The 23,727-nt window shown below is 45.2% G+C and carries 26 protein-coding genes; 9 read left to right on the top strand and 17 right to left on the bottom strand.

The genetic code is table 11. The features are described from left to right. Window positions 1–14: 14 nt before the first annotated feature. From amt to NKE59_RS09165, 3 genes are read right to left on the bottom strand one after another with little or no spacing between them, the layout of a single operon-like run. On the bottom strand, window positions 15–1,496 hold the full coding sequence (gene amt / locus NKE59_RS09155; RefSeq protein WP_353438690.1) for an ammonium transporter: 1,482 nt from the start codon (window positions 1,494–1,496) through the stop codon (window positions 15–17). 12 nt (window positions 1,497–1,508) lie between these two features. Next, a complete protein-coding gene (locus NKE59_RS09160; protein WP_108509169.1) occupies window positions 1,509–1,847 on the bottom strand; it encodes a P-II family nitrogen regulator in 339 nt (112 codons plus the stop codon). Window positions 1,848–1,873: 26 nt separating this feature from the next. Next, complete coding sequence (locus tag NKE59_RS09165; RefSeq protein ID WP_353438691.1) at window positions 1,874–2,776, bottom strand: TorF family putative porin; 903 nt, start codon at window positions 2,774–2,776, stop codon at window positions 1,874–1,876. A gap of 262 nt (window positions 2,777–3,038) precedes the next feature. On the opposite strand from NKE59_RS09165, the gene NKE59_RS09170 reads away from it, so the two are divergent. Then, window positions 3,039–3,296: an accessory factor UbiK family protein gene (locus NKE59_RS09170; protein ID WP_353438692.1), complete on the top strand. Its 258-nt coding sequence runs from the start codon at window positions 3,039–3,041 to the stop codon at window positions 3,294–3,296. A gap of 9 nt (window positions 3,297–3,305) precedes the next feature. On the opposite strand, the gene NKE59_RS09175 is transcribed toward NKE59_RS09170, so the two are convergent. The 8 genes from NKE59_RS09175 to NKE59_RS09210 are packed head-to-tail and all read right to left on the bottom strand — an operon-like array spanning window position 3,306 to window position 9,318. Beyond that, window positions 3,306–4,643: an MFS transporter gene (locus NKE59_RS09175; RefSeq protein WP_353438693.1), complete on the bottom strand. Its 1,338-nt coding sequence runs from the start codon at window positions 4,641–4,643 to the stop codon at window positions 3,306–3,308. Further along, entirely contained in the window at window positions 4,624–5,238 is a 615-nt protein-coding gene (locus tag NKE59_RS09180) for a hypothetical protein (RefSeq protein WP_353438694.1), read from the bottom strand. The genes NKE59_RS09175 and NKE59_RS09180 overlap by 20 nt, the downstream gene beginning before the upstream one ends. After that, the gene (gene lipA / locus NKE59_RS09185) at window positions 5,219–6,190 is read right to left on the bottom strand and encodes a lipoyl synthase (RefSeq protein ID WP_353438695.1); all 972 of its coding nucleotides are present in this window, start codon (window positions 6,188–6,190) and stop codon (window positions 5,219–5,221) included. The genes NKE59_RS09180 and lipA overlap by 20 nt, the downstream gene beginning before the upstream one ends. Next, window positions 6,187–6,846: a lipoyl(octanoyl) transferase LipB gene (gene lipB, locus NKE59_RS09190; protein WP_353438696.1), complete on the bottom strand. Its 660-nt coding sequence runs from the start codon at window positions 6,844–6,846 to the stop codon at window positions 6,187–6,189. The genes lipA and lipB overlap by 4 nt, the downstream gene beginning before the upstream one ends. Window positions 6,847–6,865: 19 nt before the next feature. After that, the gene (locus tag NKE59_RS09195; protein ID WP_353438697.1) at window positions 6,866–7,141 is read right to left on the bottom strand and encodes a DUF493 family protein; all 276 of its coding nucleotides are present in this window, start codon (window positions 7,139–7,141) and stop codon (window positions 6,866–6,868) included. A gap of 10 nt (window positions 7,142–7,151) precedes the next feature. Then, a complete protein-coding gene (locus NKE59_RS09200; RefSeq protein ID WP_353438699.1) occupies window positions 7,152–7,862 on the bottom strand; it encodes an alpha/beta hydrolase in 711 nt (236 codons plus the stop codon). A gap of 34 nt (window positions 7,863–7,896) precedes the next feature. Next, window positions 7,897–8,202 (bottom strand): (2Fe-2S) ferredoxin domain-containing protein, encoded by a 306-nt coding sequence (locus tag NKE59_RS09205; protein ID WP_353438700.1) that lies wholly within the window; start codon window positions 8,200–8,202, stop codon window positions 7,897–7,899. Between the two features lie 39 nt (window positions 8,203–8,241). After that, window positions 8,242–9,318 carry a VanZ family protein gene (locus NKE59_RS09210; protein ID WP_353438701.1) on the bottom strand — a complete coding sequence of 359 codons (1,077 nt, stop codon included), beginning with the start codon at window positions 9,316–9,318 and terminating at the stop codon, window positions 8,242–8,244. Window positions 9,319–9,404: 86 nt separating this feature from the next. On the opposite strand from NKE59_RS09210, the gene NKE59_RS09215 reads away from it, so the two are divergent. Both NKE59_RS09215 and NKE59_RS09220 read left to right on the top strand, forming a co-directional pair. After that, window positions 9,405–10,205 (top strand): biotin--[acetyl-CoA-carboxylase] ligase, encoded by an 801-nt coding sequence (locus tag NKE59_RS09215; RefSeq protein ID WP_353438703.1) that lies wholly within the window; start codon window positions 9,405–9,407, stop codon window positions 10,203–10,205. Further along, complete coding sequence (locus NKE59_RS09220) at window positions 10,202–11,002, top strand: type III pantothenate kinase (RefSeq protein WP_353438704.1); 801 nt, start codon at window positions 10,202–10,204, stop codon at window positions 11,000–11,002. Before NKE59_RS09215 ends, NKE59_RS09220 begins: the two co-directional genes overlap by 4 nt. Before the next feature lie 10 nt (window positions 11,003–11,012). Here NKE59_RS09220 and rfaE2 read toward each other — a convergent pair whose 3' ends face one another. Next, entirely contained in the window at window positions 11,013–11,513 is a 501-nt protein-coding gene (gene rfaE2 / locus NKE59_RS09225) for a D-glycero-beta-D-manno-heptose 1-phosphate adenylyltransferase (protein ID WP_353438705.1), read from the bottom strand. Window positions 11,514–11,687: 174 nt separating this feature from the next. On the opposite strand from rfaE2, the gene NKE59_RS09230 reads away from it, so the two are divergent. From NKE59_RS09230 to NKE59_RS09250, 5 genes are read left to right on the top strand one after another with little or no spacing between them, the layout of a single operon-like run. Then, complete coding sequence (locus NKE59_RS09230) at window positions 11,688–12,221, top strand: glutathione peroxidase (protein ID WP_353439951.1); 534 nt, start codon at window positions 11,688–11,690, stop codon at window positions 12,219–12,221. After that, window positions 12,218–13,609 carry an FAD-dependent oxidoreductase gene (locus tag NKE59_RS09235; RefSeq protein WP_353438706.1) on the top strand — a complete coding sequence of 464 codons (1,392 nt, stop codon included), beginning with the start codon at window positions 12,218–12,220 and terminating at the stop codon, window positions 13,607–13,609. Before NKE59_RS09230 ends, NKE59_RS09235 begins: the two co-directional genes overlap by 4 nt. Next, on the top strand, window positions 13,609–14,394 hold the full coding sequence (locus NKE59_RS09240) for a DUF1365 domain-containing protein (protein ID WP_353438707.1): 786 nt from the start codon (window positions 13,609–13,611) through the stop codon (window positions 14,392–14,394). Before NKE59_RS09235 ends, NKE59_RS09240 begins: the two co-directional genes overlap by 1 nt. Further along, a complete protein-coding gene (locus NKE59_RS09245) occupies window positions 14,391–15,653 on the top strand; it encodes a cyclopropane-fatty-acyl-phospholipid synthase family protein (RefSeq protein ID WP_353438708.1) in 1,263 nt (420 codons plus the stop codon). The genes NKE59_RS09240 and NKE59_RS09245 overlap by 4 nt, the downstream gene beginning before the upstream one ends. After that, window positions 15,650–16,426, top strand: coding sequence for an SDR family NAD(P)-dependent oxidoreductase (locus NKE59_RS09250; protein WP_353438709.1), 777 nt, complete (start codon window positions 15,650–15,652; stop codon window positions 16,424–16,426). The genes NKE59_RS09245 and NKE59_RS09250 overlap by 4 nt, the downstream gene beginning before the upstream one ends. Window positions 16,427–16,437: 11 nt before the next feature. On the opposite strand, the gene NKE59_RS09255 is transcribed toward NKE59_RS09250, so the two are convergent. Genes NKE59_RS09255 through argS form a run of 3 tightly spaced genes read right to left on the bottom strand, consistent with a single transcriptional unit; the run spans window position 16,438 to window position 19,507 of the window. Next, window positions 16,438–17,076, bottom strand: coding sequence for a thiol:disulfide interchange protein DsbA/DsbL (locus NKE59_RS09255; protein ID WP_353438710.1), 639 nt, complete (start codon window positions 17,074–17,076; stop codon window positions 16,438–16,440). Between the two features lie 5 nt (window positions 17,077–17,081). Beyond that, window positions 17,082–17,702, bottom strand: a complete 621-nt coding sequence (locus NKE59_RS09260; RefSeq protein ID WP_353438711.1) for an SPOR domain-containing protein — start codon at window positions 17,700–17,702, stop codon at window positions 17,082–17,084. A 59-nt stretch (window positions 17,703–17,761) separates the two neighbouring features. Then, window positions 17,762–19,507 (bottom strand): arginine--tRNA ligase, encoded by a 1,746-nt coding sequence (argS, locus tag NKE59_RS09265; protein WP_353438712.1) that lies wholly within the window; start codon window positions 19,505–19,507, stop codon window positions 17,762–17,764. 37 nt (window positions 19,508–19,544) lie between these two features. On the opposite strand from argS, the gene NKE59_RS09270 reads away from it, so the two are divergent. Further along, window positions 19,545–19,859, top strand: coding sequence for a DUF1840 domain-containing protein (locus NKE59_RS09270; RefSeq protein ID WP_353438713.1), 315 nt, complete (start codon window positions 19,545–19,547; stop codon window positions 19,857–19,859). On the opposite strand, the gene metH is transcribed toward NKE59_RS09270, so the two are convergent. Both metH and NKE59_RS09280 read right to left on the bottom strand, forming a co-directional pair. Further along, window positions 19,856–22,597, bottom strand: a complete 2,742-nt coding sequence (gene metH / locus NKE59_RS09275) for a methionine synthase (protein ID WP_353438714.1) — start codon at window positions 22,595–22,597, stop codon at window positions 19,856–19,858. The two genes, NKE59_RS09270 and metH, sit on opposite strands and share 4 nt — an antisense overlap. Further along, a complete protein-coding gene (locus NKE59_RS09280) occupies window positions 22,594–23,667 on the bottom strand; it encodes a homocysteine S-methyltransferase family protein (RefSeq protein ID WP_353439952.1) in 1,074 nt (357 codons plus the stop codon). The genes metH and NKE59_RS09280 overlap by 4 nt, the downstream gene beginning before the upstream one ends. Window positions 23,668–23,727 lie beyond the last annotated feature (60 nt).

The raw sequence follows: 23,727 nt of genomic DNA on the forward strand, positions 1-23,727 counted from the left end.
AAACCCATTCCCTTTTAAGACTCGTAGGCAGACTCACCATGCGAGGTAATATCTAAACCTTCGCGCTCTGCTTCTTCCTTGACACGCAAACCAAATACTAGGTCAGCGATCTTGAAGGCAATAAATGCTACAACGCCAGACCAGATCAATGTCAAAACGACACCTTGAGCTTGGACGACCACTTGGCTTGCAATGGAGTAATCCTTTGCTACTGCATTTGCAACGTAGTCATATATGCCAGCACCACCAAGGGCAGGATCAGCAAATACACCGGTGAGCAGAGCGCCAGTAATACCACCAATTCCGTGAACACCAAAGACATCCAAACTATCATCAGCACCTAACATGCGCTTGAGGCCTGATACGCCCCACAAGCAAAGTACGCCAGCTACAAAACCGATAATGATGGCACCCATTGGGCCAACAAAACCAGCTGCGGGTGTAATTGCAACTAAACCTGCTACGCAACCCGAAGCGGCACCTAACATTGATGGCTTACCTTTGGTGATCCACTCACCCAATGTCCAACCCAGCACCGCAGCAGCTGTTGCAAGTAAAGTGGTAACAAATGCAAGTGCAGCGCTACCATTAGCCTCTAATGCAGATCCGGCATTAAATCCAAACCAGCCGAACCACAAGAGTGAGGCACCCACCATGGTGTAAACCAAGTTATGAGGCTTCATTGCTTCCTTGCCGTAGCCAATGCGCTTTCCAATAACATAGGAACCCACTAAACCGGCAATAGCAGCATTGATATGAACTACAGTACCACCTGCAAAGTCGAGGATGCCTTTTTGCCATAACCAACCAGCACCATTAGTAACTGCCTCTAGTGAAGCTGCATCTTTGATGCCATCTGGACCAGCCCAGAACCAAACCATATGTGCAATGGGTAAATAGCTGAAGGTAAACCAAATGATCATGAACAAGAGAACAGCAGCAAACTTAGCACGCTCTGCAAATGCGCCAATGATTAAACAACATGTAATACATGCAAAGGTTGCTTGGAATGCCATAAACATCAGCTCAGGAATAACAACACCCTTACTAAAGGTTGCCGCATTACTCTCTGGTGTTAGCCCCGCCAGGAACAATCGATCCAGGCCTCCAAAGAAAGCACTGCCTTCTGTGAATGCAAAGCTATACCCATAAACCGCCCAAAGCACTGCGATTAGTGAGAACACCACCATACATTGCATCAAGATCGATAGAACGTTCTTGCTACGTGTAAGGCCGCCATAAAACAATGCTAAGCCTGGCAATGTCATCAACATCACTAATGCTGTTGAGACCATCATCCAAGTTGTATCAGCCTTGTTAGGCGTTGGTGCTGGCTCAGCAGGTACTGCGGCAGCTGCGGGAGCAGCAGCAGGTGCTGTAACAGCAGGCTTCTTGTCATCTGCAGCGTATGCAGGGGCAACTAGAGCACCGGTAGTAGTGGTGACTGCAAGCGCCATGACTCCCGCCGCAATAACTCGTTTCATCCAATTAAACATGTTTGACCCCTATTAAAGTGCTGAGGTACCGGTTTCACCGGTACGAATACGAACGACATGTTCGATTGAAGAGACAAAAATCTTGCCATCGCCAATCTTCCCTGTGCGCGCTGATTTCTCAATCGCCTCAATGGCGCGATCCAGAATGCCATCTTCTACCGCAGCTTCAATACGAACCTTAGGTAAAAAATCGACGACATACTCAGCGCCACGATAGAGCTCGGTGTGACCCTTTTGTCGACCAAAGCCTTTCACTTCTGAGACGGTGATACCCGAAACCCCAACTTCTGAGAGAGCCTCGCGCACCTCGTCAAGCTTGAAAGGCTTGATGATTGCGGTAATCATTTTCATGTATATCTCCTAGATAGTGAGAGGAATTAGAAGGTTTTGGTGAGGGAGATTAGGCCGCCACTTTTTCCTGAGCCACTTTGAGCGGTTTGGGTTGTGGTTGTTGACCACAAATATGCTGTGCCAACTTTTGGATTGGACGTAGAAACATAAGAAATGTTGCCTATTAATCCGCCTCCAAAATCTTTTGTAATTCCAAGCTTATAGTCTGTATATGAAAAATCATATTTAATGCCACCAGAAGTTTGTGTGTTGCTAATATATTGATATCCGACGTGGGCATTCAGGGTTAGACCCATTACCCCTGTATCGTAATTTAATGTTAAATCTGGGTAATAAGATCCCTTGCTGTTGTAATACCCAAAAATATTTGTAATTGAATATGACACTTTTGCAAAGCCACTTACCGGTCCATACGCAAAGTTTTGTGCCAAATACAACTCTGTTGTATTTGGATTAGTTCCACAAGTTGCTCTACTTGTTGTTCCACAATTGGTAGTATTTTGAACTGCTTGACGAATGCCATTTGATGGATAATAGTATTGAAGGATACCAATGTCAGATGCAAAACCTGCACCAAGGAATTCTTTTTTAAAACCCGCATAGAAATCCATTTCTACTGGAGCAGAAACAACACCTCCTGTATTGCTCCCTGTGGGATACGAATCACCGATCCATGAAATAGATGAGTTCCAATTGCCAATATAAAAGCCACTTTCATGAGCGTAATCAAAGCCGCCTTGAATAGCTGGTTTGTAATTTGATTGGGTCATACCGCGATAACGATAGTCATTGACCACAGTAACGTTGGCTGTAATAGGACTTGTTGCGGGCGCTGGGGCGGGTGCCGGAGCTGGGGCAGACTGTGCCAATGCGCCGCCTGCTAATGCTGAAATGGCTAGTGCCAATGTGGTTTTCTTAAAAATGCTCATAAAAACTCCTATTTTTCTGGTTGAATGAAAAAATCACTACATAGGGTCTTTTGCAATAAGTGTGCCAGCTATGTAAATATTCATTTAAATCAATTACTTAAGTACTTTATTGAGGATTAGGGTTGGTCTATTAATGATTCAATTTAGGGAAAATCAGTGTTTTATTGGGCTTTTGCACCAAATTAATGCAATACATTCAAGAGTTTTTTGCACAAAATCAGTGCAATCGACCTTTATTCCCCATTGCCCCTACAATTTACGGATGCAAAAACCCAGTCAAGTATTCGAGCAAATGCAGACCATTGCGGTCGATATGCAAAACAAAATTGGTGAGGCCATTCGGAACTCGCCGGCCAAAGACATTGAAAAGAATGTGCGAGCGATGATGAGTCAAGGATTCCAGAGAATGGATTTAGTGACCCGCGAAGAGTTTGATATTCAATCTCGTGTCTTAGCCAAAACGCGTGAGAAGTTAGAGGCCCTTGAGGCTAAAGTTGCAGATCTAGAGAAGAAGTCTTAATTTGCTGTATTAAGGTTTTTCATCATCATATAAAACAGTCATCGGAAAATAGCGTGGGGCGATGAGAAACCAAATAAATCCTAAGATCTGAATTACCAGAAAAACTGCAAGGGCCAGATCATAAGCGCTGGCTTTATTCCAACCCTGTGCAATTCCGAAGTCGAGCATATGCCCAATACCCCACTGCACAATAAATGCGCCGACAAATAGTGTGAGGTTATAGGTAGTGCTTACTCGTCCTGAGTAATGCTTAGGAAAATATAAAACAATAATACTTTGAGCCAAAACAAAAGATGCGCAGGTAACCGCAAACAGATACCACCAAATCCAAACGAACGATGTTTGCCAAAAATATGAGCACGCTTGCATGATCATCGAGATGCCAACCATCCATGTCATGTAGCGCATCGTATCGATTCCAACGCGAGCTAACTTTGGTAAAACCCACGCATTAAAGAGATAGGCGAGCAGTAAAACAACATTGAACCCAAATACGATTTGTGCTGCAGTTTTTGGTGGGTAGTCCATCACCTCGATTAACCATGGGCCAAACCATAGTGTTTGAATCGCAATAAAGCCACCATAACAATATGTACCCAAAGGCAAAATGCGCCAGAAAAATGCATTGGTCAAGATTGGTTTATAGCTTTGCCACGATAAATTTGTAGATGATCGATACGCCTGCCTCTCAACGGAGGCGGACTTTCTAACTGGCAAACCAAAATACAAAATCAGAATAGCTAAAAACGTTAGGCCAGCCATCACTAAAAATACGCCACGCCAACCGATGTAAGGGGTCACTAAGTGGACAGGCCATGTACTGGCTAGAGCACCGCTGGTCCCAAATACCAGCATCGCAGACGCTAATTGCCCCTGTTGTGCTGGCGCATACCAAGCCCGAAAGCCCGAAAATGACGCCATTAAACATGCTGAGACGCCCATGCCAATTAGCACTCGGGCCATCACCAGCGTTGTGAAATCCTCAGCGATGGCAAATATCAGTGCGCCGACGACCGCCAGGGTCATCACCCATATCTCTGTAATGCGGGAGCCAAAGCGATCCAGGGCCAGCCCAAGCGGAATTTGAGTAGCGCCAAAACCGATAAAGTAGGCGGAGGAAAGAAGACCCAAATCGGCATTGCTCAGCCCAAGGTCATCAACAAGATTAGGAGCAATCACTACATTAATGGTTCTAAATGCATAGGACATAAAGTAGGCAAATGCAAAACACAGAAATACACGCAAGGCAAATGTGCTCTCCAGTGGCAAAGCTAAGTGCTGGTCGGGCTGTCGATACCAGTGCGAGTAATGCGCTTTACTCATTTTCTTAATTTGGCCGGAACTCATCAAAAAAGATATTGATATTCTCTTGCTCTAAGGAGGGCATGGGATTTGAAGGTGTTTGAGCCCGCACTACACTAACTTGATACAAATAAAGCCCTCCGTCTGCCATGGGTCGTATCAACCACCGAATCCGCATCACTCGTTTAGCTTGAGGTAAATCTAAAAAATAATCCTGACTTGCTTGTTTCTGATGACCAATAGCGCCTATTTTGGAGCTACTTTCTTTCACCTGATTAAATTCTGATGGGGTGGTTTGGTTGGGTGATAAAGTCTGCTGTAAAAGAACCGACTTTAGTAGCTGCTCAATTGCCGAAACTTGATTTGCGAGAGCCACAGGGATTTCAGTGGTCATCACGGCAAAGATATCGTCATCCGCTTTAACGAACTCAAGAGACTGTTTAAGTTTGTTGTCTTGATAGCTCAAGCTACGATCGATTAATTGAGGCTTTCTAGGGAAAAGGGCAGCGTAGCCAAGAGACTCATTTTTAACGGTCCGCCAATCTAATTTAGGACTGCACGCCAACAAAGTAAATGCAAAGCAGAAACAAAGGACTAGGGTACGAAGCTGTTGATAGGGCCTAAACAACACCAGCCTCATGCGCTTGTTGATCAGCATGGTAGCTAGAGCGCACCATTGCACCAACGGCTGCATGACTAAAGCCCATTTGATAAGCCTTCTCTTCGAAATCTTGAAAGACATCTGGATGAACGTAGCGCAGCACAGGGAGGTGGTGATTGGAGGGGGATAGATACTGACCAATCGTTAACATATCAATATCATGCTCACGCATATCGCGCATCACATCCAAAATTTCTGCATCGGTCTCACCTAAACCCACCATCAGACCACTTTTTGTTGGTATGTGAGGAAAGCGCCCCTTAAAATCTTTTAGCAACTTTAAGGAATGAGCATAATCCGATCCTGGTCGAGCTTGTTTATAAAGACGCGGGACGGTTTCTAGATTGTGATTCATCACATCGGGAAGACCCAATGGATCACTCGCAAAAACGTCAAGCGCTTTCTCTAAACGCCCCCGAAAATCGGGAACCAATACCTCAACCCTGGTTGCGGGAGAAAGTTTCTTGGTCTGAGTAATACAGTCTACAAAATGTTGTGCGCCACCATCACGCAAATCATCACGGTCTACGCTCGTGATCACGACATATGAAAGTTTTAAAGCAGCAATCGTCTTGGCTAAGTTAACAGGCTCATTCTGATCCAAGGGATCTGGCCTGCCATGTCCAACATCACAGAAAGGGCATCGCCTTGTGCACTTATCGCCCATGATCATAAAAGTTGCCGTACCCTTACCAAAGCACTCACCAATATTAGGGCAACTCGCTTCTTCACATACTGTGACCAACTGGTTTTCGCGCAAGATCTTTTTAATCTCTGTAAATCGGGAACTGCTGGAGGCAGCCTTAACCCGAATCCAATCAGGCTTTTTAAGAATCTCTGCCAGAGGAACTATTTTGATTGGAATGCGAGCGGTCTTGTCGGCCGACTTTTGTTTTTGCAGCGGATCGTATTCTTTTTTTGGATTACTCATAACACTGGTGCAAGATGCAATTGCCTTTTTAAATGGTCTACTAAGCGCGCGGCGACTAAGTCGATATTCTCGCTGATTCCAAGAGTTTTCATATCAACGGTCTGCAAACCCTCATATCCACAAGGGTGGATTGCCCCAAAAGGGCCTAAATCCATCACCACATTGAGAGCTAGTCCATGATAACTGCATTGCTTGGTGATCTTTAGGCCAAGCGCCGCGATCTTTGCACCCTCATATAAGGTGGGTTGGTTTTGCTTGGCAATATAAATTCCTGGCGCTCCTGGCTTGCGCTCAGCCATCACCCCATATCCAGCTAAGGCATCAATCACAGATTGTTCAATAGCGCTAACTAATTCTTTCACAAAAAGCGTCTTGCGCTTTAAATCCAGAAGGAGATAAATAACAATTTGACCTGGACCGTGATAGGTAATCTCGCCACCGCGATCAACCTCAAGTAATGGGATGTGCGCAATTGGTTGATGAAGATTGGCTGGGTTGCCCGCAAGGCCCAAAGTAAATACAGGAGGATGTTGCAGAACCCAAAGCTCATCGGGAGTATCAGGTAAGCGCTCTTTGGTAAAGCGCTGCATTGCCTCATAGGTCTCCTGATAGTCAACAAGTCCCAAATTTTTGATCAATACTGGACTTATTTGCATCGTATGCCTAGAGATCCACTTAAAGTACCACGCTCACTAAGGGGTGCGTTGAGAGCGTTCGATAAATTTCATCTAATTGCTCGCGGCTATGAACATGGACTGTAATCGTGAGGCCTAAATAATTTGCGTCACGCGATGGGCGCTGCTCTATGGTTCCTTCTTGAAAACCCGAATCAAATTGTTTTGCAATATGCACTACTGCTGGTAAAAACTCTGGGGTGGCCTTTCCCATCACCTTAATCGGAAAATCGCAAGGGTACTGAATGAGTGATTCGGGGGCTTCTTTTGAGTTCATGAATAGATTATTACGAAACTTGGCCTAACCAATGCGACAAAATAATGTTTCGAATACAGTGTAATTTGCGATGGAAAAAATGGTCCGCGCCTGGGACGACATGAACCGTTAACTCCTGAGGTCTAGCCCAATCAAATACCGCCAACAATGGAATGGTCTCATCGTTCTCACCATGAATAACGATAGTATCAGTAGGTACAGAATCCGCTAACTTCCATTTACCAGCAGCACTACCAACCATCACAAATCGCTCGACGGGCTTACCGAGCTCGCCAAGTTGATGTACTAAATGACTACCAACATAACTTCCGAACGAGAACCCGGCCAATACGAGTGGCAGTTGATTAGTTTTAGTGATCCATGCTTGCTCACTAGCCTGATTTAAATGAGATAACCATGATTGTGGGGTTCGCATCCAATCGCTGATCATCAAAAGATCGTCTAGCTCTCCCCGGCCCTCATCATGGGTGCCTGCTGATAAGCCCACCCCTCTGAAGTTAGGCCGCACACTGACATAGCCGAGCTGATTAAATGTTCTTGCCAAGGTTTGTACGACCTTGTTATCCATCGTGCCGCCCAACAAAGGGTGTGGGTGTGCAATTAAAGCTAAGCCGCGTACAGCAAAATGTGGGTCTTGTTTGAGTTCATCGGGTAAGTCGACTGATAACTGAATCAGGCCCGCTGGGCCCGGAACAGTAATCAAGTGAGTGCGGCTATTCATAGATGCATAGAGCATTTAGCATGCTCAAATATGGCTAGATCAATAAGCGCTCAACGGGCTTACCCTGCACTAGATGAGATTGAATAATTTCTTCTATATCTTCAGTATCAATCATGGAATACCAAGTGCCCTGTGGATAGACCACCATCACTGGGCCATTGGCGCAATGATCTAGGCAACCTGCCTTATTGACACGAACCTTACCGCTGCCATTTAAGCCTAATTCTTTAACGCGTTTCTTAGTAAAGTCAAAAAGGGCTTGGGAGTTATGACGAATGCAACAATCATCTCCGTTGCTGCGATCATTCAAACAGAAAAATAGGTGATATTGATAGCTCATAACAAAATTATATCGATGGAATGTAATTCGGGTAACTTTCTAGCGTTTAATGCCCCTAGCGTAGTGAGCCAGCCATATCAAGGCTACTGGCAACCATAGCCAAGAAAGCCATTGCATCAAATCGTTGAAGTGCACTAAGCGACTTTGATTTAAGCGGGGTAGGCTAATTGCAAAATATGGATTATCCGGAAAATAGTTGACCAGTGCCATAAGACCAATAAAGGCAGTGATACAGGTAATTAGGCGGATGCGTGCGGATAAGTCTAGGCCTATTAATATAAATAGGCTCCCCAATACCATACCCCAGATAGCGCCCACACTGAGCCATACAAAACCATACTCAGCACCAAACTGTAAGGCCGTAAATAAGGATTTGATGAGAATGGTCACCAGCAAGAGCACCATAAGGAGTTTGTACTTGGATACATTGGGCCGCAAAGCCAAAGAGAAGAACAGTCCGACTCCTAGCCAACTCAGACCCGTGATGAGCCCCTCCTGAATCGTGTGATTAATCACTTGTGTACCCCAATTTGGAGAAAGATCGGGTCCTAAACTTAAGAAGCCCATTCCCAACCATGAGCTTTGTGGATAAATCTGTGCAAAGGGAAACAAAATAAATAGGGTGACACTTAACCATCGCGTTCCAAACCAATAATCAAATCGCTTTCGTACTGCGCTACCCGACAACCAGCTCGGTCCCAAAGGGACTGCAATGAGCGCCCCAATAAATGCTCCCAACATATTTGCGAACCAATCCATTTGAGTCGGCACACGGGTAGGTAGCCAAGTTTGTGCGCTCTCGATAGACGCCGATACTAAGCCGCTATATATCAAGGCAATGGCCACAGCCGCTAAGCCCTGCCATCGCGGATAAACCGCAAACACCAATACGAAGCCCAAGGGTATATAACCCAATACATTGGCGGTCATATCAAATGATGTGATGTACTTCGGTAAAGGGCCATACCACCACGCAAAGAGGTCTAAACCGAAATTAAGATCAAAATTAAACGGGTTTAGGCAACCATAGAAAATTAACAAGGTATAGACGATCGCAATAGCACGCGCCAGAGGCATTGCTTGTAAAGGCCAATTCAGGCGATGTGGCTCTCGCACTTAATCGTCACCCTTTTTAACAGGGTCTTTTCTGAGCTTATTGAACATAAGTACCCATTCTATCTAGACCTTTCTACAATATACAAATGAACTGGAACTGTATCCTCGAGCGCGTTAGTCAAACCGAGTCTACGAATGAAGATTTAATGGCCCGCTGGCGAGCAGGGGAGCTCATTGATCCAGTCTCCCGTCTAGCACGCCATCAAACGAAAGGTAAGGGCAGGGCGGGTAGGCGCTGGTTTGCTAACCCGCAAAGTTCTCTATGCTTCTCCCTGGCCTATCCCTTTGCACACGACAGTCAAGGTCTTCATGGCTTAAGTTTAGTTTGCGGCTTGGCTGCGATCAAAGGAATTGCAAATAGTTTGCAATTGCCCGAAGAAAAATTGCATAGCCTGGGCGTTGGTCTTAAATGGCCTAATGATCTACTGATTCATGGAAAGAAGCTGGGGGGGCTATTAATTGAAGGTGGCAAACTTGCCTCATCAAGCCCCACTGAAAAAACATGGATGATCATTGGGGTTGGCATCAATCTAGAGCACTCTACTGAGATCGAACAGTCTAGTCAGATCCCAATTGCCGCTCTGGCACAATGCAACACGAAGCAGGTAAGAATAGAAGCTGATTTAGTGTGGCTCAACTTGCTTGATGCCCTAGGGAACTATTTAGATGTATTTAACCGAGAGGGTTTTGCCCCCTTTCAATCGGAATGGAAAAATTGGGATGCTTATCAAAATCAAGCGGTTGAGATTACCGAGTTTGGTAAGACCCAATACTCTGGGATTGCACTAGGGGTCAGTCAGGAGGGGGCACTTCTATTGGAAGAGCATCCTGGAAGCCCTGCAAAAGTGATTTATGCTGGTGATCTATCCCTTAAAAAACGATCATGAGCAATCTTCTTCTCTTTGATATTGGCAACTCTCGACTCAAGTGGTCTTGTGTTGAAAATGATCGTGACCCTAGCGAGCGTCAGAAGAAGGTGTGGGCTTATTCTGGGGCAATTGATACCAAACTACTAGACTCAGAAGAGCATCGCGCAGAACTTGCACACTATATTAAAAGTACTATCCCACAACCAGAACGGATTGGTATCTGTTGTGTGGCTGCAGAATCCTATTACGAGTCACTACAAAATCTCTTGGCGGACTGGAAAGGAATTCCAACAGACCGTCTACTCGGTAACTCTGAATACCCTCAGTTACGCACCCAATATCAACAAACTCAAACTCTAGGTGCAGACCGTTGGGCGGCCATCATTGCAGCACGCCAACTATCTAGTGATAACACCTTGATTGTGAGTGCAGGAACCGCAAGCACGATTGACTTTTTGGGAAGCAATGGAATGCACTATGGTGGCTGGATCCTTCCGGGCGTTTCATTAATGCGAAATAGCTTGATTAAAAATACCGCAAGGCTAGATATTCCGGAGGATGGAATAAAGAGCTCTGGAATCGGCCTGAATACTTCCAGCGCTATTGAGGAAGGTTGTTTGCTCGCGCAAGCTGGGGCATTAATGGGCGCCCTAGAGTTTGCAAAAAATAGGAATCAGCCTATATCTCGTATTTGGATTGACGGCGGACATGCAGATACTCTCTTGATACGACTTCATCAAAACAATATCAAGGCAGAAAGGGTACAGGGACTAGTATTGCGTGGTCTTTGGGCTTGGGTCAAAACCAAAAAGTAGTGACGGCGGCCTAAGAGCGTATTTTTCCCAATAGGCTGGTAGTTGAGCGATCGTAAATAAATGGAATGGCGAAGGCTTTACCACCCCATGATTTCACTACCTTTGTTTCCTCGAGCGTTTCAATGGCGTAATCGCCACCTTTGACATACACATCGGGACGAACTCGTTTAATTAACTCAACGGGGGTTTGTTCTGAAAACAAGATCACTAGATCTACGCTTTCTAGGGCAGCCAGCAAGGCCATTCGATCCCCTTCTGAATTTATCGGTCGGTCATCTCCTTTGCCTAGCAATTTGACCGATGCATCCGAATTCACACCCACTACTAGGCTAGCGCCATGCTCGCGTGCTTGTGCCAAATAACTAGCATGGCCACGGTGAAGAATATCAAACACTCCGTTTGTAAATACTAGAGGGCGGGGAAGAGCCAATAGCTTCTGGCTTAGATTACTGGCCTCTGTGGAACAAACCTTTGACTCAAAGGCTGGTGGCTTCAAACTTAGCTGGGTCATTCTGAGATTCTAGATGATCTATCCGAGAACCTGTCAGTAAAATGCCTCGAAACTCAAAAATCCCTCAGCAAACATAAGATTCTAGAAGGCGTTAGACTTTAAGCTTCTCCCCTATCGAAGACGGTTTACCTTATGAAATGGCTTTTTTTTCTTCCTCTGATGGTACTTAATCTAATGCTCAATCCAAGCGATGCCAATGCAAATCCAGCCAGCGCCACCTGCGCCCCAGCACTTTCGCATACCTTTTTAAGGCTACAAGATGAGGTGCCTCAAAACCTATGTCAATACCAGGGTAAGGTAATTATGGTTGTTAATACAGCTAGTTTTTGTGGATTTACTAGTCAATACGAAGGCCTAGAAAAAGTTTACGCCCGTTATAAAGATAAGGGGTTTGTGATTTTGGGTTTTCCATCAAATGATTTTGGTCAGCAAGAACCTGGAAGCAATAAAGAGATCGCCGAGTTCTGTAAGAACACCTATGATGTGAAATTTCCAATGTTTGCCAAAAGCTCTGTTAGCGGTAAGGATGCAAATCCACTATTTAAGATGTTGATTAGCAAAACCGGTACAAGCCCAAAATGGAACTTCTATAAATACTTAATTGATCGTAACGGTAATATTGTCGAGTCATACAATAGCTTGTCCAAACCGGATGGCAAATCGATTACATCCGAAATTGAAAAGTTGCTAAAGGGTAAGTCTTCGTGAGTCATCTGAATCAAAACCATTCATCGATGAAGAAGATTGCTGTAATTGGTGCTGGCATTTCTGGGCTGGGTTGTGCCTACTCTTTGCAAAAGAATGCGGACGTTCATGTGACTTTATTTGAAGGCGGCCAACATATTGGCGGACACAGTAATACAGTGGATATTGAGGTACAAACAGCACGTGGCAGGATTCCTTGTAGTGTTGATACAGGCTTCTTAGTATTTAATCGCAAAACCTATCCCCGTCTCACGCGTTTATTTGAAGAACTAAAGGTTCCGCTTGCGCTTTCCGAGATGTCGTTTTCGGTCTCTATTGATCAATCTCTAGAGTGGTCTGGAGATAGTCTCAACACCCTCTTTGGACAACGTCTCAATCTCGCCCGTCCCGCCTTTTGGGGAATGATTAAAGATATTGTGCGCTTTAATCAATTAGCAACGCAATTGGCTTTGCAACAACAAAGTTCTGGTCATGGTACAGACCCTGCAAAATTACAATCGATTGGTTCATTTTTAGATCAGCACGGATTTAAGACGGCATTTCGGGAGTGGTATTTCTTACCCATGATTGGTGCGATTTGGTCTTGCCCTACTGCACAAATGCTCGAGTTTCCTATTGAGACCATGATTCGGTTTTGTCACAATCACGGTCTAATCCAAGTTCAAAATAGGCCTCAGTGGCTCACCGTCAAAGGCGGTTCAAAGCAGTACGTTAAACGCATCTTAGACTCCATGCATCCTGATCGTTTTAAGTTAATCAACGAAGCAGTTCTTAAGGTTAATGTACCGAGTGCAAAAGATATTGATCGTCGTGTTGAACTCATCAGCGCCAAGGGCGTTCATTATTTTGATGAGCTTGTCATGGCTTGTCACAGCAATCAAAGTCTAGAACTTTTGCATGGTATTGATGCGTTTGATCAATCCCTTCTTGAAGCGATCCCTTATCAAGAAAATAAGGCAATCTTGCACCACGATTCCACTGTTCTTCCTAAAACGAGACGCTGCTGGGCTGCCTGGAACTACAAAACTGCAGGGTCACAGCTTGGTGATCATGAGGTGAGTGTGGACTACCTCATTAATAAATTACAACCATTACCTTTTAGTCTTGATGAGCAAGCAATTATTGTGAGTCTTAATCCACTTACCGCACCTAAACCGGAAACGATTTTTGCTGAGATCTCGTATGCGCATCCTCTTTTTAATAGTGCTGCCATAAACGCTCAGAAGAGCTTACCCTTGATTCAGGGTAAATCTGGTATTTGGTATTGTGGGGCATGGACTGGGTATGGCTTTCATGAGGATGGCTTACGATCTGGGGAGCTGGTGGCGGCTGATCTGATTGCCTCACTCCATTCGCCCCTAACAAGACCGCCCTTACAATCAACCAACTAATGCATAAGCCCTTCATCAACTATGGTCAAGTAAAGCACTCTCGTTTACGTCCTGCTCAGAATCGCTTTAGTTACGATGTGTTTACTCTCAAGATTCCGATGCGTGAACGCAAGCGAAATCCAGCACTACTGGAACAGTTTGGTATCGGTGATAATCACTGGGCCTTCTACTCTTTTTATGATCAAGACCATGGCAAGGGTGAGAAGGATAGCTTGGAATGGGTAGAAGATTTGTTTGCCAAAGAAGGTATCCATATCCCTGATGGAGAAATTTGGTTACAAACCTTTCCACGGATCTTGGGTTATGTCTTTAACCCAGTGAGTTTTTGGATCTATACACGTGCAGACCATTCGGTATGTGCAGTTTTAGCAGAAGTTAACAACACATTTGGCGAACGTCACTGCTATTTATTACGAAAAGAAAATGGTGAACCCCTGTATTCTGGAGAAACCCTCATCAGTAAAAAAGAGTTTCATGTTTCTCCTTTTTGCGATGTCTCCGGTGAATATCGCTTTCGCTTTTTATTTTCCAAAGATAGTGAAAGTAAATCAAATTCTGTTTGTCGCATTGAGTTACATCTTGATCAAAAGCCCCTGATTTACACCAGCATTAGTGGTCAAGACCACATACTCTCGAAGATAGCCCTACGACGTGCCAAATTCCAATACCCCATGATGACTTTTGGAGTTATTGCTCGGATTCATTGGCAAGCGCTCAAACTTTGGCTAAAAGGGGTACCATTTCATTCCAAACCTGATGTTCCAAAGATGGAAATTAGCTCATGATGCGCCCTGGCCAGTCTTTATTAGCGAAGTTGAACTTCTCACGCTCTAATGAGCCGGACGTGGGTGCCGTCATCCCGTTTGCTGCTAGAACGATTGAGCGACTCTTACAGGAGCTGTCCGCTGGCTACCTAACCTTGTATTTCCCAAATGGCGAGAGGAGGGTGTTTGGTAAACCCCAGGATCCCCTCCAGGCTGAAATCCGCTTTCATCGTTGGAGTGCATTTAAAGATATCCTCAGGCATGGTGATATTGGTTTTGCTGAAGGCTATATTCGGGGAGATTGGGATAGCCCAAACCTCGAACAGCTCTTAGACCTAGCAGTTCAAAATCGCAATGTCTTAGAGCAGGCTATCTATGGCAATTGGTTTGGGTCCTTGGTCTATCGGATACGACACTATTTGAATCGCAACAGTAAAGTGGGTAGTCGTAAAAATATTCATGCCCACTATGATTTGGGTAATGCCTTCTATACCCTGTGGCTAGATCCCAGCATGACCTACTCTAGCGCATGGTTTAATGCACAGGAAAAGTCTCTTCTTGAGGATGCTCAAGCTGCTAAATATCAAGCCATCCTCAAATCCTTAGATCTAGCGCCAAATAGTGAATTACTGGAGATTGGTTGTGGCTGGGGAGGTTTTATGGAAACAGCAGCACATGCTGGTCACCGTATTACAGGCTTAACACTGTCGACCGAACAGCAAGCATATGCCTCCAAACGACTTGCGCGACACCGGCCTAACTATCATCAAGTACGAATGCAGGATTATCGAGATTGTAAAGATCAGTTTGATGGGATTGCTTCGATTGAGATGTTCGAGGCCGTCGGTGAGCAGTATTGGCCGAGTTACTTTGAGGCCTTGGCACGTTGCTTAAAACAAGATGGCAAGGCCTGTATTCAGACGATTGTGATTAATGAGAATTTATTTGATCGATATCGCAAAAGTACTGACTTTATTCAGCAGTATATTTTTCCTGGAGGTATGCTGCCATCTCGGGAAGCATTCCAACATCATGCCAATAATGCAGGCCTTCAAATTGAGATGGAATTTGCATTTGGTCAGGACTATGCCAAAACTCTGTGCATGTGGTTTGACAACTTCAATCAGAAGATCTCTGAAATCAAAGAACTTGGTTTTGATGAAGCTTTTATACGGTTATGGAATTTTTATCTGCTTTACTGTGCGGCGGGCTTTAAAGAAAAGAATATCGATGTGGTCCAGTTCACCCTCAGCCATCAAAAAAGTAGGGGCGCTCCATGAAACAGGCGTCCATTCCAGACTTCACGGATCAGTGCGTTTGGGTCATTGGCGCCTCAAGTGGTATTGGCGAAGCGTGTGCACGCGCATTATTAAAGCGTGGGGCAAAATTAGCCTTGTCTAGTCGACGTATTGAGCGCCTAGAGGCCATTGCGCAATCTGCGGATCCCTCTCATTCACTTGTTGTGCCGGTTGATGTCATCGACCCATCATCGATTGCCCGCGCCTATCAGACGATTAAGACGCAATGGGGTGGCATTGATCTATTACTTTTTGTGTCTGGCATCTATATTCCCTTGCGAGCAGATGACTTCAATATGGAAGATGCTCAAAAAACAGTTGACTCCAATATTCTGGGTCCAATGCGGGCTGTAGCTACCGTGCTTCCAGATATGCTTCAAGTAGGGCGTGGGCATCTTGCCATTGTAGGCAGCGTTGCAGGCTACAGCGGCCTACCAAAAGCTCTGGCCTATGGGCCCACAAAAGCAGCCATGATTAATTTCTGCGAAACCCTTTTTTATGATCTTCAGCCCAAAGGGATTGGGGTGCATATGATCTCGCCTGGCTTTGTTGCCACCGAGGCTACTGCTAAAAATGACTTTGAGATGCCCGCTCTTATTTCGGCGGAAGAGGCTGCCATTGAGATCTTAGAAGGTATAGGGCGTGGTGAATTTGATATTCATTTTCCTAAACGCTTCTCAGGATTCCTGAAATTTCTCCGAATCCTGCCGTACCCTATATATTTTTGGATCGTACGTAAGTTCGTCAAAATCTAACTTGTCTTGACTTACTTATAACCATCTTTCCGAACTTTGCTTACTAAAAAGTCCATTACATTGACGGCCTTGGCTCTAGTTCCTGCGATCGAAGGTGACGTAATGTACTTACCCTGAACAGCGACCGTCGGCACCCCATCAATACGATAAGAATTTCCCAACTGATTGGCAGCCCTAGCTTTTGATAAGACGGCGAACGAACGATAAGTAGCTAAGAATGCATTTCGATCCACTCCTTGGGCCGCCACCCAATCTGCAATCTCATTTTCATTAAGCAGACGCTTGTTCTCACGATGCATCGCAAACATAATTTTGTCATTTAAAGTATCGCCTTTGCCCATGGACTCCAGTGCATAGAAGAGCTGGCTATGAGGCATTAGCTCCTCTCGAAAGGCGATGGGGACTTTCTTGAACACAACGTCTTTATTCTGTCGCTTTATCCAGCCCTTAAGCTCTGGCTCAAACTCATAACAATGTGGGCAGCCGTACCAAAAGAATTCGATAACCTCGACCTTACCCTTGGTATCAATAGGTTGGGTGATTGTTAACACACGATAATCAAATCCCTCTTCTACTTTCACGGGCGCCTGTGCAACGGCCCCGTGCTGTAAACCAAAAAGTATCAAAAAAATGGAGAGGTATTTAAACATATGGATCATGATTTATTAACTCGAATAACGGTCGGTTTAATGCCAATAATGGTTAACTTACTTCTAGTCGGTGCAGTGTCTTCAATGCTAGTAAAAGGACCGATTCGTACTCTCCAAACTGTAACCCCCTCAACAGAACTTTCACTGAGTTGAGTCTGTATACCTTGCATCGCCAAATTAGCCTTTTGAGCGTCAGCATCTGCGCGCTGATTAAAGACGCCTGTTTGTACATAAAACTGTGTATCGCCTCTAGCCTCTGGCTTAGGATCAAGGGTCTTTCCTGAAGCGATATCAGCAATTGGATCGCGCACCCCAGGCCCAGCATTCTTTCCTTGTAAAGGCTTATTAAGATCGACCTGAGGTGGGGCGACCGAGGTCTCCTCCTCCTCTTCTCTTTCTGCCTTTTGAGGGACGGGTTTCATAAACGATGGTGCGCTTGGCGCACGAACTCCAGGTCTTTCTTGGGGCTGAGATTTTGTTAAATACCAAGCAACTAATAGTGCCAGGCCAACGCCGACCAATAGGCCAATGACCACGCCCATGATGATGCCACCCGATTGCGACGAACGCAGTAAATGAGAATTAATGCTCTGTGTGGCCGTATTTTGATGTTCGTATGGCTTCATAATCTCTATCTTACCCGCTTCAAGATGGAAAAACTAAACACTCCATTGCACTCAATAGATCACATCTTGCTTGGGGCTGAAACCCCTAAAACTTTTAAGCCATTTTCTAAAACCTGACGACAGGCTGATAATAAAGCTAGGCGGGCCAATTTTAGATCAAGCTCATCGACTAAAACACGGTCTGCATTATAAAAAGTATGGAGATCTCCTGCTAAATCCCGCAAATAAAACGCTACGGCATGCGGAGCTAAATCTTGGGCAGCGTTTGCTAAGACCTCTGGATACTCTGCTAAGCGACGTAAGAGATGATCCGCTGCTTTGCTATCCAAAAGATCTAAATTAGCAGCGCTGAGATTATTTTGCTCCCCACCCCACTGCTGCAAAATCGAGCAAATGCGAGCGTGCGCGTATTGCACATAGAAAACGGGATTTTCGTCATTTTGCTGAAGCGCTAAGTTCACATCAAAAACAAATTCTGTATCGGCCTTTCGTGAGATCAAGAAAAACCGAACCGCATCACGTCCACGCTGTAATGCCAGCTCTCGCTCTGTTACTGACATTTGCGCATGAACGCCACCAGACCACTCAATCAAATCTCTGAGGGTTACGTAGGAGCCAGCGCGCTTAGACAGCTTTACTTCTGCACCATCTTTAACGACTGTCACCATCTTATGTAAAACATAATCTGGATATGTGGTTGGAATCGCCCAATGACGTTTCTGAGCTACCCCCTGAATACCAGAGCGAACACGTGCAATCGTACCGTGATGATCGCTACCTTGTACATTGATTACCTTCTCAAAACCACGACTCCATTTATTAATGTGATAAGCAACATCGGGTACAAAATAGGTATAGCTACCATCTGATTTACGCATGACACGGTCTTTGTCATCACCGTCTAAAGTGGTCTTCAGCCAAAGCGCTCCATCAGCCTCATAGGTTTTGTCAACACTTGCCAGATCCTCAATCACCTTCTGCACACTTCCATCAGAATACAAAGAGGATTCAAGATAAAACTCATCAAAACGAACCCCAAAAGTCTTTAAGTCAATGTCTTGCTCTTTACGTAAATAGGCCACTGCAAATTTTCGGATAGCCTCTAGATCATTCTCGTCTTTTTGCTCTGATTGATACGACTGTGCAATCTCGGCAATATATTCACCGTTATAAGCATCTTTAGGCCAATCCGAACTGACGGGACTTAAGCCCTTTAGGCGAGACTGTACCGAAATTGCAAGATTATGAATCTGCACCCCAGCATCGTTGTAATAAAACTCCCGATGCACTTTAATTTCTTGGCTATCCATTAGATTAGCTAAAGCATCACCTAAAGCAGCCTGACGTCCATGCCCGACGTGCAAGGGTCCCGTTGGGTTAGCTGAGACAAACTCAATCATGGCACGAGTCGGCATCGATGCATCTTGCACCCCAGAGCGATCGCGCCGCCCAAATCGATTACGATCATTCAGAATCATTTGTACAACTGCCGACTTTGCATGTTGGCTTAAGCGAAAGTTAATGAAGCCAGGGCCAGCGATGTCCGAACTGGAGATTAAGTTTTGATATTCTGGACTTGACTCCAAACGAGCCACAATCAGCTGCGCTAATTCACGGGGATTTGCTTTCCATGCTTTGGCAATCTGTAATGCGATATTACATGCCACATCACCATGATCTACTGCTTTTGGTCTCTCCAAGTGAGGGATCGGAAATTCTCCGGCGGCAAGGCCGCGCTCTTGCGCAATGGCATTTAATGCATTGGCAAGTAGGTGTACGAGTTGGTTTTTTTGAACTAACAACATAGAGATGAGAGTTTATCAGTGATGGTATGCTGAGGCTATGATTCATCAATTTCGATCTAAGAATTGCGCTCCGGTCATCATGCTAGATGATCTCACTGAACGGATCTTTGCAGTGATGCAACGCCCTTATGAAGAAAAAGGAATTCTGTTGCCAGAGCAAATTCCTACTTTCATTGAGCGACTCGACCAAGCCATTCAATTAGAACGAACTGCTCAGCCGAAAAATACTGATCCATCTGAAAAGTCTGAAGGCCTAAAAAAGGACCCCCTGGGTCGACGTGCGTTTCCCTTTATAGAACTTCTCAGACAAGCTCAAAAGAATAATGAACCGGTTGTTTGGGGAGTTAATTAGTCGAGGAGGGTTGCTAAAGAGCGTCTTACCTCTTCAGGGGACTGCCCTGCTCGCCTCGCAAAGTCACCTACCTGATCGGAGGCAACTTTGCCCACATTGAAATACATGGCATTAGGGTTGGCAATATAAAAGCCACTCACGCTTGACGCAGGATTCATTGCTAGAGATTCGGTGAGGGTCATCCCAATCTCATCAGCTTTCATTGCATGAAACATGGCAAACTTAACTTGATGGTCCGGGCAGGCTGGGTAACCAGGTGCTGGCCGAATTCCTTGATATTTCTCATCAATGAGTTCTTCGGTAGTCAACTGCTCGCCAGGAGCGTAGCCCCATAAATCTGTTCGAACACGCCAATGCATTAACTCTGCAAAAGCCTCTGCTAAACGATCTGCTAATGCTTTGAGCATGATCGCACTGTAATCATCGTGCTTCGCCAAGAACTGCGCCACCTTTTCTTCGACTCCGTGGCCGGTAGTCAGGGCAAAGCAGCCAACATAATCTTGGATACCACTCGCTTGATTAGCTACGTAATCTGCCAAACACCGATTAGGGCGCTTTACTCCATCCACTACAGGTCGCTCTGACTGTTGACGCAGATTGTGCCAAATCAAAAATGGTTTACTGCGACTCTCATCGGGATATAGCAAGATATCGTCACCCTGACTATTCGCAGGAAATAAGCCAACAATTGCATCCGCTTGCAACCACTGTCCTTTAATTAATTTCTCTAACATTGCTTGAGCATCGGCATAAACTTTACGGGCTTCATCACCAACAATTTCGTCATCTAGAATTGCCGGAAACTTGCCAGCCAAATCCCAAGTCTGAAAGAAAGGAGTCCAATCAATAAACTTCGCAATTTCTGCCAAAGAAAAGTTTTTAAATACACGCCTACCAATAAATTTAGGCTTGCTGGGCTTATAGGTACTCCAGTCCAATTGCTCATAATTATCTCTAGCAGCTTGTAGGCTAACTAGTGGAACACTTTTACGATTGGCATGCTGATGCCGAATCCGCTCGTAATCAGCAAGCATCTCATCAATAAATTTCTTTGCGCCCTCATCCGATAACAAATTCGAAGCCACCGATACAGAGCGAGAGGCATCTGGTACATAAACAACTGGGCCGTCATAGTGAGGCGCAATCTTTACTGCCGTGTGAACTCGCGAAGTGGTCGCCCCACCAATTAATAAGGGAATTTTTTTCTGTCGGAAATAATCATCGCGTTGCATTTCTTGAGCAACATAGGTCATTTCTTCTAAAGAGGGTGTAATCAAACCAGAGAGGCCGACAATATCAGCCTTTTCATCTTTTGCTTTTTTCAATATCTGATCACATGGAACCATCACACCCATATTTACTACTTCAAAATTATTGCATTGCAAAACGACAGTAACAATGTTCTTACCAATATCATGCACATCGCCTTTTACGGTCGCAATCACAATCTTGCCTTTAGCTTTACTCTCGCCACCAGCGGCAACCAATTGCTTCTTTTCTTCCTCAATGTAGGGAATTAAATGGGCAACTGCTTGCTTCATCACCCGCGCACTTTTAACAACCTGTGGCAAAAACATTTTTCCAGCGCCAAAAAGGTCGCCAACTACATTCATGCCATCCATCAGCGGGCCTTCAATCACCTCGATTGGCCGCCCCCCTCTACCCATAATCTCAGCGCGCAATTCCTCGGTATCATCCACGATAAAATTGGTTACACCATGCACTAGGGCATGGGTTAAACGCTCCCGAACAGGCTCTTCACGCCACACTAAATTCTCTTCCTGCTTAATGCCGCCGCCTTTATATTGATCGGCTATAGCCAACAAACGCTCGGTGGGACTTTGCCCATCTTTTTCTTTAAAGCGATTCAGCACCACGTCTTCCACGCGTTCGCGCAACTCAGGATCTAAATCGGCATAGACTCCCAATTGACCTGCATTAACGATGCCCATATCCATGCCAGCTGAAATGGCGTGATACAAAAATACCGTATGGATTGCTTCACGTACGCGATCATTTCCTCTAAATGAGAAGCTCACATTCGAGACGCCACCACTAATCTTTGCGCCTGGTAAATTTTCTTTAATCCAGCGGGTTGCATTAATGAAGTCGACTGCATAATTATCGTGCTCTTCAATACCCGTAGCGATTGCAAAAATATTCGGATCAAAAATAATATCCTCGGCAGGAAAATCCAATTCATTCACCAAAATCGCATAAGATCGTTTACAAATTTCTGTTTTGCGCTGATACGTATCGGCTTGACCTTTTTCATCAAAAGCCATGACAACAGTCGCGGCACCATAGCGCTTAATTAATTTAGCCTGGTGCTTAAATTGCTCCTCACCCTCTTTTAAAGAGATAGAGTTAACAATAGGTTTGCCTTGGATACACTTAAGCCCCGCTTCAATCACCGTCCACTTCGAAGAATCAACCATGATGGGGACGCGTGCAATGTCAGGTTCAGATGCAATCAAGTTCAGAAAGCGCACCATCGCCGCCTCTGAATCCAACATGGCTTCATCCATATTGATATCAATCATCTGTGCACCACTCTCGACCTGCTGTCTAGCAACGGCTAATGCTTCATCAAACTGATTATTCAGAATCATGCGCGAGAAAGCTTTTGATCCCGTGACATTAGTGCGCTCGCCGATATTGACAAAGCCAATTTGGGGAGAGATGTTGCAGGGCTCAAGGCCGGATAAGCGCATTGGAATAACGGGTAATTGACTCATATTTCCGCTGTCGCCTCCGAATAGAAGGGGCGAGGCTGACGCTTTGTCATTGCTTGTGCAATCGCTCGAATATGCTCCGGGGTAGTGCCGCAGCAACCACCAACTAGATTAACCAAGTGATCGCGGGCAAATTCATCGACTAGAGTCGAGGTAACCTCTGGGGTCTCATCAAAACCGGTATCACTCATCGGATTAGGTAAACCTGCATTGGGATAACATGAAATAGCAACATCACAAACACGTGCTAGCTCCGCAATGTAGGGTCGCATTAATGCAGCTCCAAGTGCGCAGTTCAAACCAAAAGTGAGCGGCTTAATATGTCGCAAGCTATTCCAAAATGCTTCAACTGTTTGTCCGGAAAGAATTCTGCCTGAAGCATCTGTCACGGTTCCAGAAATCATTACTGGTAGACGCTCTCCCGAGTCTTCAAAAAATTCATCGAGTGCAAAAAGGGCTGCTTTTGCATTGAGGGTATCAAAAATTGTTTCTACTAAAAAAAGGTCTGAGCCGCCTTCAAATAATGCTTCTGCCTGTTCGCGATAGGCTTTACGTAAAGCATCAAAATGCACATTGCGGGCGCCTGGATCATTCACATCCGGAGAGATACTTGCTGTCTTAGGTGTTGGTCCAATCGCACCGGCTACAAAACGAGGTTTATCCGGGGTGCTAAATTGATCGCATGCTGCACGAGCTAACTTAGCCGCTGCAAGATTCATCTCACGAGCAAGCTCCGGCATTTTGTAGTCTTCCTGCGCTATCGAGGTAGCGCCAAAGGTGTTGGTCTCAATAATGTCTGCACCAGCTGCTAGATACTCATCGTGGATCTGTCGAATGGCTTCGGGCTGCGTTAAGACCAAGAGCTCATTATTTCCTTTTAAATCGATTGGATGATTAGCAAAGCGCTGGCTATGTTTTAAGCCTCGATAATCCGCTTCGCTAAACTTTTTCTGCTGAATCATGGTGCCCATCGCGCCATCCAGAATCAAAATGCGCTGCCTTAGGAGCGAAGGCAAGGCTGCCCCTCGGGTATAGGGCTTCCCCGACTTGGATTGCTTAGTTTGGGTTTGCATTACTGCAGAAGTGGTATTAATCTTCATCAACCCGTTATTTTATCGATAATGTGACTATTT

Origin of the sequence: Polynucleobacter sp. UK-FUSCHL-C3 (genome assembly GCF_040409815.1) — a bacterium.
Classification (GTDB): Bacteria; Pseudomonadota; Gammaproteobacteria; order Burkholderiales; family Burkholderiaceae; genus Polynucleobacter.